This window comes from Rhodopseudomonas sp. BR0G17 (assembly GCF_010907025.1).
In the GTDB taxonomy this organism is placed as follows: domain Bacteria; phylum Pseudomonadota; class Alphaproteobacteria; order Rhizobiales; family Xanthobacteraceae; genus Rhodopseudomonas; species Rhodopseudomonas palustris_H.
In genome coordinates this window covers 171,160-186,886 of record NZ_QUML01000002.1, presented here as the reverse complement: position 1 = coordinate 186,886, position 15,727 = coordinate 171,160, and the positions used below count along the sequence as shown (strand labels likewise).

Genomic DNA, 15,727 nt, shown 5'->3' with positions numbered 1-15,727 from the left:
GACGACGACATGGCTCTGGTCCACGAAACCGATTTCGGCACGCCGCGCTCGCTCTCCGAAACCATGGTGACGCTGACGATCGATGGCCGCAGCGTCTCGGTGCCCGAGGGCACCTCGATCATGCGCGCCGCGATGGAGATCGGCACCGCGATCCCGAAGCTCTGCGCCACCGACATGGTCGACGCCTTCGGCTCGTGCCGGCTGTGCCTGGTCGAGATCGACGGGCGTAGCGGCACGCCGGCATCGTGCACCACGCCGGTCGCCGACGGTCTCGTCGTCCACACCCAGACCGAGCGGCTCAAGCAGATCCGCAAGGGCGTGATGGAGCTGTACATCTCCGATCATCCGCTCGACTGCCTGACCTGTTCGGCCAATGGCGATTGCGAACTGCAGGACATGGCCGGCGCGGTCGGCCTGCGTGACGTGCGCTACGGCTATTCTGGCGAGAAGCATCCGAACCCGGGCTGCGACGAGAGCAATCCGTATTTCACTTACGATCCGTCGAAATGCATCGTCTGCTCGCGCTGCGTCCGCGCCTGCGAGGAAGTGCAAGGCACCTTCGCGCTGACGATCGCGGGCCGCGGCTTCGACTCCGTGGTGTCGCCCGGCATGCAGGAAAGCTTTCTCGGCTCGGAGTGCGTGTCCTGCGGCGCCTGCGTGCAGGCGTGCCCGACCGCCACGCTGAACGAGAAGAGCGTGATCGAGATTGGCACGCCGGAGCGCTCGGTGGTGACGACGTGTGCCTATTGCGGCGTCGGCTGCACCTTCAAGGCCGAGATGCGCGGCGAAGAGCTGGTGCGCATGGTGCCGTACAAGGACGGCAAGGCCAATCGCGGCCATTCCTGCGTCAAGGGCCGGTTCGCCTGGGGCTACGCCAACCACAAGGAGCGCATCCTCAAGCCGATGATCCGCGCCAAGATCACCGAGCCGTGGCGCGAGGTGAGCTGGGACGAAGCCTTCAGCTACGCGGCGTCCGAGCTGAAGCGGATCCAGGCGAAGTATGGTCGCGACTCGGTCGGCGGCATCACCTCGTCGCGCTGCACCAATGAAGAAACCTTCCTGGTTCAGAAACTGATCCGCGCCGGCTTCGGCAACAACAATGTCGACACCTGCGCCCGCGTCTGCCACTCGCCGACCGGCTACGGCCTGTCGACCGCGTTCGGCACCTCGGCCGGCACGCAGGATTTCGACTCGGTCGAGCATGCCGACGTGGTGATGATCATCGGTGCCAACCCGACCGACGGTCACCCGGTGTTCGGTTCGCGCCTGAAGAAGCGGCTGCGCCAGGGCGCCAAGCTAATCGTGGTCGATCCGCGGCGGATCGACCTCGTTCGCTCGGCGCATATCGAGGCGGCGCAGCATCTGCCGCTGAAGCCCGGCACCAACGTCGCGGTGCTGACCGCGCTGGCCCACGTCATCGTCACCGAAGGACTCGCCAACGAGGCCTTCGTGCGCGAGCGCTGCGACTGGAGCGAATACGAGCATTGGGCGGCGTTCGTGTCCGACGAGCGCCACAGCCCGGAGGCGACCGCAGCGTTCACCGGCGTCGATCCGCAGGCGGTGCGCGAAGCGGCGCGGCTCTACGCCACCGGCGGAAACGGCGCGATCTATTACGGCCTCGGCGTCACCGAGCACAGCCAGGGTTCGACCACCGTGATGGCGATCGCCAACCTCGCGATGGCCACCGGCAATCTTGGCCGGCCGGGCGTCGGCGTGAATCCGCTCCGCGGCCAGAACAACGTGCAGGGCAGTTGCGACATGGGCTCGTTCCCGCATGAATTGCCGGGCTATCGCCACATCTCGACCGACTCGGTGCGCGAAAGCTTCGAGGCGCTGTGGAACGTCAAGCTCGACAACGAGCCGGGCCTGCGCATTCCCAACATGCTCGACGCCGCAGTCGAGGGCTCGTTCAAGGCTCTGTATGTGCAGGGCGAGGACATTCTGCAGTCCGACCCCAACACCAAGCACGTCGCGGCCGGTCTCGAAGCGATGGAATGCGTCATCGTCCACGACCTGTTCCTGAACGAGACCGCCAACTACGCCCACATCTTCCTGCCGGGCTCGACCTTCTTGGAGAAGAATGGCACCTTCACCAATGCCGAACGCCGCATTCAGCGCGTCCGCAAGGTGATGTCGCCGAAGAACGGTCTGGAAGATTGGGAAGTCACGCTGCGGCTCGCCGAGGCGGTCGGTTACAAGATGAACTACACCCATCCGTCGCAGATCATGGACGAGATTGCGGCGCTGACGCCGACCTTCACGGGCGTGTCGTACGATCGCCTCGAAGAACTCGGCTCGATCCAGTGGCCGTGCAACGAACGCGCGCCGGAAGGCACGCCGGTGATGCACATCGATCATTTCGTGCGCGGCAAGGGCAAGTTCGTCATCACCGAATACGTGGCGACCGACGAGCGCACCGGGCCAAGATTCCCCCTGCTGCTCACCACCGGCCGTATCCTGTCGCAGTACAATGTCGGCGCGCAGACCCGGCGGACCGCCAACACGGTGTGGCATGACGAGGACCGGCTGGAGATCCATCCGCACGACGCCGAACAACGCGGCGTGCGGGACGGCGATTGGGTGCGGCTCGCCAGCCGTGCCGGCGAGACCACGCTGCGCGCGCTGATCACCGATCGCGTTGCGCCGGGCGTCGTCTATACGACGTTCCATCACCCCGACACCCAGGCCAACGTCGTTACCACCGAGTACTCGGACTGGGCCACCAACTGTCCGGAATACAAGGTGACGGCCGTGCAGGTCGCGCCGTCGAACGGCCCGTCGGAATGGCAGCGCTCCTATGAGCAGCAGGCGACGGCCGCGCGGCGGATCGCGGTGCCGGCGGAGGCGGCGGAGTGATGGCGCGGCCGACTGTCCACACCGGCAAGACCAAGGTCTGGCGTCACGGCCGGATGCAGCCCGGCACGCGCACAATCCCCGACGAGACGCCGGTGGCGATCAGCTACAACGGCTCCTCCCAGGCGGTGATGATGGCGACGCCGGCCGATCTGGAAGACTTCGCGATCGGCTTCAGCCTGAGCGAAGGCGTGATCGGGCAGGCCGCCGAGATCGACAGCCTGGAGATCGTGCCGCACGACGACGGCGTCGAACTGCGGATGTGGCTCGCGGGTGATGTCGCCGAGCGCTTGCAGCAGCGCCGCCGGCATATCGCGGGGCCGACCGGCTGCGGGCTGTGCGGAGTGGACTCGATTGCCGAGGCGGTCCGTCCGGTTGCGACCGTCGGTGCCGGCCGCAGTTTCTCGCCGCAGCAGATCATCGCCGCGATCGAGGCCCTGCCGCCGCTGCAGAAGCTCAACGTCGAAACCCGCGCGGTACACGCCGCCGGTTACTTCACGCCGGAGCACGGCATTGTTCATGTGCGTGAGGATGTCGGCCGCCACAATGCGCTCGACAAGCTCGCCGGCGCGCTCGCCCGAGATAAAATCGATGCATCGAACGGCATCGTGCTGCTGACCAGCCGGGTCTCGGTCGAGATGGTGCAGAAGACCGCCGCGATCGGCGCCGCCGTGCTGGTCGCCGTGTCGGCGCCGACCGCACTTGCGGTGCGAATGGCGGAGGCTGCCGGCATTACGCTCGCTGCAATTGCACGTGCCGATGGCTTTGAGCTGTTCAGCCATCCGCAGCGCATCACCGACATCGATCACAAGGGAGCTGCCGATGTCGCCTGACCGGCTGGTGTATATGGCCAATCAGATCGGCGCGTTCTTCCGCAGTCAGAGGCCGGACAAGGCGGTGCCGGGTATCACCGAGCATCTGAAGAAGTTCTGGGAGCCGCGGATGCGGCGGGCGATCATCGCGCATCTCGAGGCCGGGGGTGATGGACTCGCGCCCGAGGTGCGGGCCGCAGTGGAGGCGTTGAAAGGGGCAACTTAGCAAGGGCGCATGCGACGACGGTCAGTCCGAAAACGGACGGCCGCAACAGGGGAAGGAAACGACATGACCATATTGGATGGGGCCGGACGGCTGTCCGGCGCACGGCCTGGTATTTTTGATCGCGAACGGATTATCGCTACCGCCGGTTTTAATCGTTGGCTGGTGCCGCCGGCGGCACTTTGTATCCACCTCTGCATCGGTATGGCGTACGGCTTCAGCGTGTTCTGGCTGCCGCTGTCGCGCGCGGTCGGGCTGTCGGCGCCGAAGGTCTGCGCCGACATGACCATCGTGCAGGAGCTGTTCACCACCACCTGCGACTGGCGCGTCGCCTCGATGGGGTGGATGTACACGCTGTTCTTCGTGTTGCTCGGGGCTTCGGCCGCGGTGTGGGGCGGCTGGCTGGAACGGGTCGGTCCGCGCAAGGCCGGCTTCGTCGCTGCGGTGTGCTGGGCGGGCGGCTTGGTGCTGGGCGCGCTCGGCATCTATCTGCATCAACTCTGGCTGCTGTGGCTCGGCTCCGGCGTGATCGGCGGCATCGGTCTTGGCCTCGGCTACATCTCGCCGGTGTCGACGCTGGTGAAGTGGTTCCCGGATCGCCGCGGCATGGCCACCGGCATGGCGATTATGGGCTTCGGCGGCGGCGCGATGATCGGCGCCCCGCTGGCCAACATGTTGATGAATTATTTCAAGACCCCGACCGATGTCGGCGTGTGGCAGACCTTCCTGGCGATGGGCCTGATCTACTTCGTGTTCATGACCATCGGGGCGTTCTCCTATCGCCTGGCGCCGCCGAACTGGCGGCCGGACGGCTGGACCCCGCCGGAAAAGAACAACGCCTACATCACCGCGCATCAGGTGCACCTCAAGGACGCGCACAAGACCAAGCAGTTCTGGCTGATCTGGGCGGTGCTGTGCCTCAACGTTTCGGCCGGCATCGGCGTCATCGGCATGGCCTCGCCGATGCTGCAGGAAATCTTCGGCGGGAAGCTGATCGGTCTGCCGGACCTGTCGTTCAATCAGCTGTCGGCCGAGCAGAAAACGGTGATCGCCGGCATTGCGGCGGGCTTCGCCGGCCTGCTGTCGCTGTTCAACATCGCCGGCCGGTTCTTCTGGGCGTCGCTGTCCGATCACATCGGCCGCAAGAACACCTATTACGTATTCTTCCTGCTCGGCATCGTGCTCTACGCGCTGGCGCCGACGCTCGCCGCGATGGGCAGCAAGGCGCTGTTCGTGCTCGCCTTCGGCATCATCCTGTCGATGTATGGCGGCGGCTTCGCCACAGTGCCGGCGTATCTGGCCGACATCTTCGGCACCCAATTCGTCGGCGCCATCCACGGCCGGCTGCTGACCGCATGGGCGACCGCCGGCATTATCGGCCCGGTGGTGGTCAATTACATTCGCGAAGCGCAGATCGCCGCCGGCGTGCCGCGGGCGCAGGTGTACGACTTCACGATGTATATCCTCGCCGGCATGCTGGTGCTCGGCCTGATCTGCAACGCGATGGTCAAGCCGCTCGCCGACAAGTGGTTCATGAAGCCCGAGGAGGTTGCCGCGCTACAGGCCAAGGGTGCAGCCGCCAATGTCGGCGGCGGCTCCTACGGCATCGGCAAGGGTGGGCTCGATGCCCGTGCCGCCGCGTTCTGGCTGTTCGTCGGCGTTCCGCTCGCCTGGGGCGTTTGGATCACGCTGCAGAACGCGATGAAGATCTTCTGATCCTGGCCAAAGCCGCGGGACGGCGGTTCGCCGCCGTCCCGCTTTTGATTCGATCGTTTGATTTCAGCTACGCGCTTCATTGCACTGCATCGATTGCGGCGCAGCGAATGTTCATCGCGATTCACTCGCAATCGTTCTTCTCTCCCGAAACGGATGTGATAGCGTCTCGCCACCGGCGTCCTCCGCCGGCGACGATCCGACGCGAACCGTTCCAACTAATAAGAATCAAAGCGGCCGGAATGGCCGCCGAGGGAGTGAACGCGATGACATCGGTCTTCACACGATCCGCGGTTGCCTGCGCCATTGCATTGGCGGCCGCTGCGATATCGCAGGCTGGCGCCCAGGGGCTGAAGAAGTACGAATCCGGCAGCAAGGAATTCTGGACCAACCCGCCGCCCGATTGGTTCCTCGGTGACGAGACCGAAGCGCAGAAGGGGCTCGCGCCGCCGGCCGGTCCGCCGACCGGTTCGTCCGACGCCGAACTCGCGGCGATGATGAAGAAGATCAAACTGCCGCCGGGTTTCAAGATCGAGGTCTATGCCTCGGGCGTGCTTGCCGCGCGGCAGATGGCGTGGGGCGACAACGGCACGCTGTTCGTCGGCTCGTTCGGACTCGGCAACGTCTACGCGATCACCGACAAGGACGGCAAGAAGCAGGTCAAGACCATCCTCAAAGGTCTGAAGATGCCGACCGGCCTCGCCTATCAGGGCGGCGCTTTGTACGTCATCGATATCGACAAGCTGATCCGCTACGACAACGCCGAAGCCAACCTGGACAATCTCGGCTCCGGCAAGGTCGTCTATGACGACATGCCATCCTACGTGGCGCACGGCTGGAAGTATCTCGCCGCCGACAAGGACGGTTGGTTCTACGTGCCGTTCGGTCCGCCCTTCAACATTGGCATCCCGCCGACCTCGGTGTCGCAAATCCGCCGGGTTGATCCCAAGACCGGCAACGCCGAGATCGTCGCGCTCGGCGTGCGCAACTCGGTCGGCGGCGACGTCGATCCGCGCACAGGAAAATACTGGTTCACCGAAAATGCGCGCGACTGGATCAGCGACGACATGCCGAGCGACAAGCTCAACATGATCGCCAAGCTCGGCGAGCATTTCGGCTATCCGTATTGCCATCAGGGCGACATGCCGGATCCGAAATTCGCGATGGGGCATCAGTGCTCGGAGTTCACCCCGCCGGTCCTCAATCTCGGCGCCCACGTCGCGCCGCTCGGCATGAAGTTCTACACCGGCGACCAGTTTCCGGCCGACTACAAGAACGCGATTCTGATCGCCGAACACGGCTCATGGAATCGGCACAAATATCAGGGTGGCCGGATCGTCAAGGTGACGGCCGATGCTGACGGCAAGAACGCCAAGCAGGAGGTGTTTGCCGACGGCTGGATCGAAGGCGATCAGGGCTATCTCGGCCGTCCGGCCGATATCTTGCTGGCCAAGGATGGTTCGATCCTGGTGGCCGACGACTGGGCCGGCGCGATCTATCGCATCAGCTACAGCAAATGAGTTCGAGCTGAGCGCGCTCTCCCCACGTGTCATTCCGGGGCGCCGCGCAGCGGCGAACCCGGAATCCATGGTCCCCGTGCCGTTTGTGAGGCCCGACCACCGCCTTCGTGCTTCACCGCGATCGCAGTGGTTATGGATTGGGGGCCTTCGCCCCGGCCGGCTGCGCCGACCGCGACGAATCCCGGAATGACGAACTCCAACCACAAGCTCTGAGCCAACAGAGGCCCCTTGCATGACTCGCCTGCTTGCTGCGCTGTCGCTGTCGTTCTGTTTTGGTTTGCTTGCCTCCCCTCTGGTCGCCGGCGACATCGAGGCCGGCAAGGCCAAGGCTGGTGTGTGCACCATCTGCCACGGCGAGAACGGCATCTCCAAGATGGAGTACACCCCGTCGCTGGCCGGACAGCCCGATCTCTACATTCAATGGCAGCTGGTGTTCTTCCGCGCCGGCACCCGCGAAAACGCCAATATGCGCTCGGTGGTCGAGGATCTCAGCAATGAGGACATCCGCAATCTCGGTGCGTATTTCGCTTCATTGCCGCCGATGAAAAATCTGAAGCCGGATGAAAAGCCAGAGCTATCTCGCAAGGGCGCCGAGGCCGCTGTGGGGCGGCGCTGCGCATCCTGCCACACCGACAGCTTCGCCGGCATCAAGGCGACTGCTCGGCTCGCCGGTCAGCGCGAAGAATATCTGATCAAGGCGCTGAACGAATTCAAATCCGGCCAGCGCTCCGGCGGCGCGATGGCGGCGATGGCCGACGTCGCCTATCAGCTCAGCGAAGAAGAGATCTACGCGCTGGCGCATTATCTGGCGCATCTGAATTAGCAGCGCTGCGCCATTGCCGAGCAGACACCATCGCTTCATTCGTCGGTAAGCGTCCCACATCCGTCATGGCCGGGCTTGTCCCGGCCATCCACGCCTTTTGTTGCCACGAACGCCTCAAGGCGTGGATGCCCGGGACGAGCCCGGGCATGACGTGGAGAGACGGATGGTTAGATCGACCTGACCGATCTTCGGCCAGGTCCAGGAACCAAACCGCATCCTCGCCGTAGACACGCCGGCGGACGCCTCTCGCGCACCGATTGGATCGACATGCGCCGCGATGGCCATCATCGCGGACGAGTGCCGTCGCGCTGCCGTTCACTGCATCCCGTGCGAGGTTCCATGGCCGACAAGCATCCCGAACTGAAATCCGCCAAGCTGGCCGACGCTTCGATCCATCGCGGGCCTGGCGGCGAGACCCATCAGGTTGCCAGCGGCGATATGCCGGCGCTCACCAGCCGGCAGGGCATTCCGATCAGCGACAATCAGAACAGCCTGAAGATCGGCCGGCGCGGGCCGACGTTGATGGAAGACTTTCTGTTCCGCGAGAAGATCTTCCACTTCGACCACGAGCGTATCCCCGAGCGCGTCGTGCATGCGCGAGGTTTCGGCGCCCACGGCTTCTTCGAGACCTATGAGTCGCTGTCGGACATCACCGCTGCCGACATCTTCCAGCGCGCCGGCGAACGCACGCCGGCTTTCGTGCGGTTCTCCACTGTCGCCGGCAACAAGGGCTCGTCGGATCTGGCGCGTGACGTCCGCGGCTTCGCCGTCAAGCTCTACACGCGCGAAGGCAACTGGGACATCGTCGGCAATAACATCCCGGTGTTCTTCATCCAGGACGCGATCAAGTTTCCCGATCTGGTGCACGCTGCCAAGCAGGAGCCGGACCGCGGCTTCCCGCAGGCGCAGACCGCGCACGATAATTTTTGGGACTTCATCTCGTTGATGCCGGAATCCATCAACATGGCGCTGTGGATCATGTCCGACCGGACGATCCCGCGCTCATTTCGGTTCATGGAAGGGTTCGGTGTCCACACCTTCCGGCTGATCAATGCCGAGGGCAAATCGACCTACGTCAAGTTTCACTGGAAGCCGAAGCTCGGTATGCAGTCGGTAGTGTGGAACGAGGCGGTGAAGATCAACGGCGCAGACCCCGACTTCCACCGCCGCGATCTGTGGGATGCGATCCAGGCCGGCGACTATCCGGAATGGGAGCTTGGCCTGCAGCTGTTCGACGACGCCTTCGCGGACGAATTCGAGTTCGACATTCTCGACGCCACCAAGATCATTCCGGAAGAGCGTGTGCCGATCCGCCGCGTCGGCCGGCTGGTGCTCGATCGCACCGTCGATAATTTCTTCGCCGAGACCGAGCAGGTTGCGTTCCACACTGCCAACATCGTGCCGGGCGTCGACTTCACCAACGATCCGCTGCTGCAGGGCCGCAACTTCTCCTATCTCGACACCCAACTGAAGCGGCTCGGCACCACCAATTTCACCGACCTGCCGATCAACGCGCCGAAGTGCCCGTTCCACAGCTTCACGCAGGACGGCCACATGGCGTTCAACAACCCGCGTGGCCGCGTCAACTACGAGCCGAACAGCTGGGGGACCGGCCCGCGCGAGACGCCGACGGGTTTCCGCAGCTTTCCGGCCGAGGAAACCGGCGAGCGGCGCCGCGCCCGCGGCGAACTGTTCGCCGATCACTACAGCCAGGCGCGGCAGTTCTACGTCAGCCAGAGCGAGATCGAGCAGACGCATATCAAGGACGCGTTCGTGTTCGAACTCAGCAAGGTCGAGACGCCGGCGATCCGCGCCCGCGTGGTGTCGCATCTCGTCAATGTCGACAAGACCCTCGCCCAGATGGTCGCCGACGGCCTCGGCATCAAGCTGCCGGCGGCTGCCGAGCCAGCCCGCAAGCCGATCACGGATTTGCCGCCGTCGCCGGCGCTTAGCATCGTCAAGAATGCGCCGGGCAGCTTCAAGGGCCGCAAGCTCGGCATTCTGGTCAGCGACGGCGCCGACGCCAAGCTGTTGGCGGCGCTGGAGGCCGCCGCCACGCAGCAAGGCGCGATGGTCGAACTGATCGCCCCGAAGGTCGGCGGCTTCACCGCGTCCGATGGTAAGCAGCGGCCGGCGAAGCAGAAGGTCAATGGTGGGCCGTCGGTGCTATACGATGCGGTCGCGGTACTGCTCTCGCCGGACGGCGCCCTTCAACTGCAACAGGAAGCGACCGCGCGCGACTTCGTTGCCGACGCCTTCGCCCACGCCAAGTTTATTGCGGTCACCAAGGATGCCGCGCCACTGCTCGAGAAGGCCGGTGTCGAACCCGACGGCGGCGTGATGAGTCTCGGCGGACCGAAGGACGCCGAGCGTTTCCTGGAGCTTTGCTCGCAACTGCGATTCTGGGAGCGCGAGCCGAAGGTTCACGCGGTGTAACTAAGCTTGCTATTCGGCGACATTGATGGCGCGCGACGGAGTCGGCTTCGCCGCGCGCGCATTCCATTTGCCGGAATACAACAAACACTCGCCGCCGCCGCGGGCTTGTTCTACACACGGAGCCATGAGTGAGCTTCGAACACCGGGCGCGTCAGGCGCGACCCTCGGGACGACAGAGGCGGCAACAGCGGCGGTCGCCGCACGCATCGCGCGTTGGCGGGCGCTAGCCGCAGATCGATCCGGCACCGATCCGTTCATACCGATGGCCAAGGCCGGTCTGTTCGAGATCGGCCTTCCCGGCGGCGACGCGGTGCTCGACAGCTACGGGGCGATCGCGCAGGCCGAACGGGCGATTGCGGCGTCGACCGGCGAACTCGGTCTCGCCACGGCGTTCGCCGGCCGCCAACTGATCGCGCGGTTCTTTATCGCCGGCTTCGCTGACGCTGTGCAGCGCGGCGAACTGGTGTCGCGGATCGCTTCGGGGCGCGGCTGGGCCGCGGTGGCGATCTCGGAGCCCGGCGCCGGTGCGCATCCGAAGCATCTCCAGACGACCGCCGAACAGCGGGCCGACGGCTACGTCATCAACGGCCGCAAGGCGTGGATCACCAACGGTCCGGTCGCCGATCTGTTTCTGGTGCTGGCGATCACCGGCGTCGAGCAGGGCCGCAAGCGCTACGGCCTGTTTCTGCTGCCGCGCGGCACCGCGGGGCTGACGCTGACCCCGATGCCGTCGCTCGACGTGCTGAAGCCGGCGTCGCATTGCGAACTGAGCTTTGAGAACTGCGTCGTGCCGGCCTCGGCGCGGATCGGCACGATGCCGGATGCCTATCCGGCGATGGCGCTGCCGTTCCGCGATCTCGAAGATACGGTCGCCACCGCGACCACTGTCGGCTTCCTCGATTGGCTGCTGCACACGGTCGCGGCGCGGATCGCGAACAGCGAAGAGAACGCCCTGACGCTCGGCCGCCTCGCTGGACTGTTGTCGCTGGCACAAGCGGGAAGCGCCGCCGCGGTGGAGGCGGTGGACAGCGGAGAGCCGCCCAATGGCGCGCGCGTGATCGGCGTCCGCAGCCTGGCGCGTATGCTCGTCGAAGAGTTGCGCGCGCTGTTGCCGCCGGATCGGATCGACGATCAACTCACCCGATCGCTGGCGGCGTTCGACGTGCTGGCTAATGTGGCGCGCGAGCCGCGCAAGCAGCGTCAGATCGCCCTCGGCCAATCTCTCTGGAGCAATCAATAGCTATGACTGCGAATCTGCCGATGCAATCCATCGAGGCCGTCACCGCAGGTTTGGCATCGGTCGGCTATATCGCCAGCCGCCAGATCGCCACCGCGGTGTATCTGGCCGAAAAGATCGAGAAGCCGATCCTAGTCGAAGGCCCTGCAGGCGTCGGCAAGACCGAACTGGCCAAAGCATTGGCGAGCTGGCGCGGCCTGCAGATGATCCGGATGCAGTGCTACGAGGGACTGGACGAGGCCAAGGCCCTGTATGAGTGGAAATACGCCAAGCAGCTGCTCTACACCCAGATCCTCAAGGACAAGCTCGGCGAAGTGCTCGGCGGCGCGCAGACACTGACCGATGCGCTCGGCCGGCTGCACGATTTCGGCGACGTATTTTTCTCCAAGGAATTCGTCGAGCCGCGACCTCTGCTCAAGGCGCTGGAGCAGCCGCAGGGCTGCGTGCTGCTGGTCGACGAGATCGACAAGTCCGACGCCGAGTTCGAGTCGCTGCTGCTCGAAATCCTGTCCGATTACCAGGTGACGATCCCCGAGCTTGGTACCATCAGCGCCACGGTGAAGCCGCTGGTGCTGCTGACCTCGAACGGTGAGCGCGACCTGTCGGATGCGCTGAAGCGGCGCTGCCTGCATCTGCACATCGGCTTCCCCGAACAGAAGCTGGAGGAGCGCATCGTCGAAAGCCGCGTGCCCGGCGCCGGCGAGACGCTGCGCAAGCAGATGGTCGGCTTCATCAACCAGATCCGTGCGCTCGATCTGAAGAAGCTGCCGTCGGTCAGCGAAACGATCGACTGGGCACGGGTGCTGGTGCTGCTGCAGGCGAGCGAGCTCGACCATCAGGTGGTCAAGGACACGCTCAACGTGCTGTTGAAATACGAAGCCGATATTGAAACCGCGCTGCCGCAGGTCTCCGGATTCGTCGCCAAGGCCGGGCGCGAGGGCGTGTTCGGCTGATGCGCGAGGAGCTGCACCGCTTCTTCCGGGCGGCGCGCGGCGCTGGCGTGCGCGTGTCGCCGGCCGAGAGTATCGACGCGATGCGGGCGGTGTCGGAGGTCGGCTTCGCCGATCGCGGCCTGTTGCGCGACACCCTGCTGGTGACGCTGGCCAAGACCCAGGACGAGAAGCAGGCGCTGGCGCAATGCTTCGATCTGTTCTTCAGCCGGCCTGAGCCGAAGACCAACACGGATGCGGCCGACGACGCCGATCAGCAGGCAGACAACGCGACATCACCCTCGCAGCCGAGCGGCAACAGCGCGCCGGGGCAGGGCGGCGGCGAAGGCTCGGCGCCGCCGGAACTCGGCGAGCTGGCGCAGATGTTGCTCGCGCAGGACCGCAGCGCGGTTGCGGCCGCGCTTGCCGGTGCGGCGAACGAAGCATCGCTGGCCAACATCCGGTTCTTCACCCAGCGCGGCCTGTTTCAGAGCCGGATGATGGAAGCGCTCGGCGTTAGCCGGTTGCGCGACGATCTCGACCGACTCAAGGCCGATGATCCGGCGCAGGCGGAACGGCTCGCCGCGGCGCTCGACGGTCTGCGCGACAGCGTCCGCGAAATGGTGGCGCAGGCGCTGCTGCTTTACGGCCGCGAGGAGGCCGAAAACCTGCGCCACGAGGTGCTGCGCAACGCGCCGATGATGCGGCTGGAGCGGCGCCAGGTCGAGCAGATGAAGGAGCTGATCCGCGCCATCGCGCGGCGGCTGCGCGAGCGCTATAGCAAGCCGCGCAAGCGGCAGCGCCGCGGCCATCTCGACGTCCGCCGCACCATCCGCCGCAACGCCGCCTGGGGCAACATTCCGTTCCTCACCGCTTGGAAGCGCCGGCATCGCGACCGGCCGCAGATCGTGGCGCTGTGCGACGTCTCCGGCTCGGTGGCGCAGGTGTCGGATTTTTTCCTGCTGCTGATCCATAGCCTGCACGAGGTGGTCGACGACGTCCGCTCGTTCGCGTTCTCCGGCCACCTGATCGAGGTCAGCGATATCCTCGACAAGCAGGAGCCGGAAGCGGCGATGCGCGAGATCATGTCCAAGGTCGGGTTCGGCTCGTCCGATTACGGCGCCTCGCTGGCGGATTTCGAAAAGCGCTGGCTGCGCGCCGTGACGCCGAAGACCACGGTGATCGTGCTTGGCGACGCCCGCAGCAACAATCTCGATCCGCGCACCGACATTCTGCGCACCATCTCGGAGCGCGCCAAGCGCGTGGTCTGGCTCAATCCCGAAGGTCGGATGGGCTGGGGCTGGGGCGATTCGGAAATGTTCCGCTACGCGCCGTTCTGCAACGTGGTCCGGCAATGCGCGACGGCCAAGCAGCTCGAACGCGCGGTCTCGGACATCGTGGCGGCTTATCAGTAGCCGCTGGACGGCGCCGGCCTGTCTTGCGCCGACCGGCTGCATGGCCGGCTCAATTTCGCGATAGTTAGTTGCGGCGCACAAGATGCGGCGATTGACTTCCCGCCGGCCCGCGCTTTCACTTCCCTCGTCGAGACGGCCATCAAGAGCCGCCGACCTTCCGAGGGAGAAAACCGATGAGCTTCGCTTACTTCGACTGGATCGCCCATCACGCCGAGGTCCGCCCGGAGCGGATCGCGGTGGTCGATCTCGCCACCAGCCGCAACATCAGCTACCGGGCAATGGACGAGCGGGTCGACCGGCTGGCGGCGCATCTCGCAACGCTCGGCGTCGGCCGCGGCGATCGCGTCGCGGTGCTGGCGCTGAATGCGGTCGAGACGCTGGAGGTGCAGTTTGCCTGCTTCCGGCTCGGCGCGATCTTCGTGCCGCTCAACGTCCGCCTCACGGTGCACGAACTGTCCTATATCGTCGGCGATGCCGCGCCGCGGGTGCTGGCGCATGACGACGAGCTGGCGCCGATGGCGGCGGAGTTGAAGGCTGCGTGCGGCGTGCCGCATCTGCTGGCGTTCGGTCAGGCCTATGAGGCCGCGCTGGCGAGTTCGCCGCGTCTCGGCGCCGCCGAGCCGGTGACGCTCGATGACGTCTCGACCATCATGTACACCTCCGGCACCACCGGAAAGCCGAAGGGCGCCATGATCACCCATGGCATGACCTTCATCAACGCGGTCAATCTCGGCATCCCGGCGTTCATTTCGCAGCGCACGGTGTTTCTCTGCGTGCTGCCGCTGTTCCACACCGGCGGGCTGAATTGCTACACCAATCCGGTGCTGCACGCTGGCGGCACCACGCTGCTGATGCGCGCGTTCGATCCGGGCGCGGCACTGTCGATCATCGGAGATCCGTCGGTTGGGCTGACGCATTTCTTCGGCGTGCCCTCGATCTATCAGTTCATGTGCCAGCATCCGGCGTTCGCTGCGACCGACTTGTCGCGGCTGCAGATCGCCGGCGTCGGCGGCGCACCGATGCCGGTGCCGCTATTGAAGATCTGGCAGGAGCGTGGCTGTGCCCTGGTCCAGGGCTACGGCATGACCGAAACCAGCCCGGCGGTGCTGATGCTCGATGCCGACGATGCCGCGCGCAAGGCCGGCTCGGCCGGCAAGCCGGTGCTGCACGCCGATCTGAAGATCGTCGGTCCCGATGGCGAGCCGGTGAAGCCGGGCGAGATGGGCGAACTCTGGGTGAAGGGCCCGAATATCACCCCCGGCTACTGGAACAGGCCGGACGCCAACCGCACCTCGTTCACCGACGGCTGGCTGCACACCGGCGATGCCGCGCGGGTCGACGACGAAGGCTTCTACTACATCGTCGACCGCACCAAGGACATGTACATCTCGGGTGGCGAGAACGTGTATCCGGCCGAGGTCGAGGATGTGCTGTACCAGCTGCCGGAGATTGCCGAAGCGGCAGTGATCGGCGCGCCCGATCCACAATGGGGCGAAACTGGCGTCGCGGTGGTCGCGCTCAAACCCGGCCAAGAGCTGAGCGAGGCGAAACTGCTGGCGCATTGCCGCGAGCGGCTGGCGCGGTTCAAATGTCCGCAGCGCGTCAGTTTCGTCGAAGCATTGCCGCGCAACGCCACCGGCAAGGTGCATAAGCCGACGCTGCGCGAGCGCATCCTGATCCGCGAGACCGCCGACGCGTGATCGCACTCCGCCGAAGCGGGCGCAGTTCATCGATCATGCGCCGGCGAGGGCGTTGCTGATCGGGAG

General features: G+C 65.3%; 11 protein-coding genes. All 11 read left to right on the top strand.

Translation table 11 applies throughout. The annotated features are described in order from the left end of the window. Positions 1-9 precede the first annotated feature (9 nt). On the top strand, positions 10-2,856 hold the full coding sequence (gene fdhF / locus DY467_RS02920; RefSeq protein WP_164633959.1) for a formate dehydrogenase subunit alpha: 2,847 nt from the start codon (positions 10-12) through the stop codon (positions 2,854-2,856). Further along, positions 2,856-3,686 (top strand): formate dehydrogenase accessory sulfurtransferase FdhD, encoded by an 831-nt coding sequence (gene fdhD, locus DY467_RS02915; RefSeq protein WP_164633958.1) that lies wholly within the window; start codon positions 2,856-2,858, stop codon positions 3,684-3,686. The genes fdhF and fdhD overlap by 1 nt, the downstream gene beginning before the upstream one ends. Continuing rightward, positions 3,676-3,891, top strand: a complete 216-nt coding sequence (locus DY467_RS02910) for a formate dehydrogenase subunit delta (protein ID WP_164633957.1) — start codon at positions 3,676-3,678, stop codon at positions 3,889-3,891. Before fdhD ends, DY467_RS02910 begins: the two co-directional genes overlap by 11 nt. Before the next feature lie 63 nt (positions 3,892-3,954). After that, a complete protein-coding gene (locus DY467_RS02905) occupies positions 3,955-5,604 on the top strand; it encodes an OFA family MFS transporter (protein WP_164571366.1) in 1,650 nt (549 codons plus the stop codon). Positions 5,605-5,867: 263 nt separating this feature from the next. Beyond that, positions 5,868-7,121 (top strand): PQQ-dependent sugar dehydrogenase, encoded by a 1,254-nt coding sequence (locus tag DY467_RS02900; protein ID WP_164633956.1) that lies wholly within the window; start codon positions 5,868-5,870, stop codon positions 7,119-7,121. A gap of 232 nt (positions 7,122-7,353) precedes the next feature. After that, positions 7,354-7,944 carry a c-type cytochrome gene (locus tag DY467_RS02895; protein WP_164571364.1) on the top strand — a complete coding sequence of 197 codons (591 nt, stop codon included), beginning with the start codon at positions 7,354-7,356 and terminating at the stop codon, positions 7,942-7,944. A gap of 339 nt (positions 7,945-8,283) precedes the next feature. After that, positions 8,284-10,380, top strand: a complete 2,097-nt coding sequence (katE, locus tag DY467_RS02890) for a catalase (protein WP_164633955.1) — start codon at positions 8,284-8,286, stop codon at positions 10,378-10,380. 262 nt (positions 10,381-10,642) lie between these two features. Continuing rightward, complete coding sequence (locus DY467_RS02885; protein WP_246701441.1) at positions 10,643-11,620, top strand: acyl-CoA dehydrogenase family protein; 978 nt, start codon at positions 10,643-10,645, stop codon at positions 11,618-11,620. 2 nt (positions 11,621-11,622) lie between these two features. Beyond that, entirely contained in the window at positions 11,623-12,570 is a 948-nt protein-coding gene (locus tag DY467_RS02880) for an AAA family ATPase (RefSeq protein ID WP_107354218.1), read from the top strand. Continuing rightward, the gene (locus DY467_RS02875) at positions 12,570-13,961 is read left to right on the top strand and encodes a vWA domain-containing protein (protein ID WP_164633953.1); all 1,392 of its coding nucleotides are present in this window, start codon (positions 12,570-12,572) and stop codon (positions 13,959-13,961) included. Before DY467_RS02880 ends, DY467_RS02875 begins: the two co-directional genes overlap by 1 nt. Before the next feature lie 173 nt (positions 13,962-14,134). After that, the gene (locus DY467_RS02870; protein WP_164633952.1) at positions 14,135-15,661 is read left to right on the top strand and encodes an acyl-CoA synthetase; all 1,527 of its coding nucleotides are present in this window, start codon (positions 14,135-14,137) and stop codon (positions 15,659-15,661) included. The last annotated feature ends 66 nt before the right edge of the window (positions 15,662-15,727 follow it).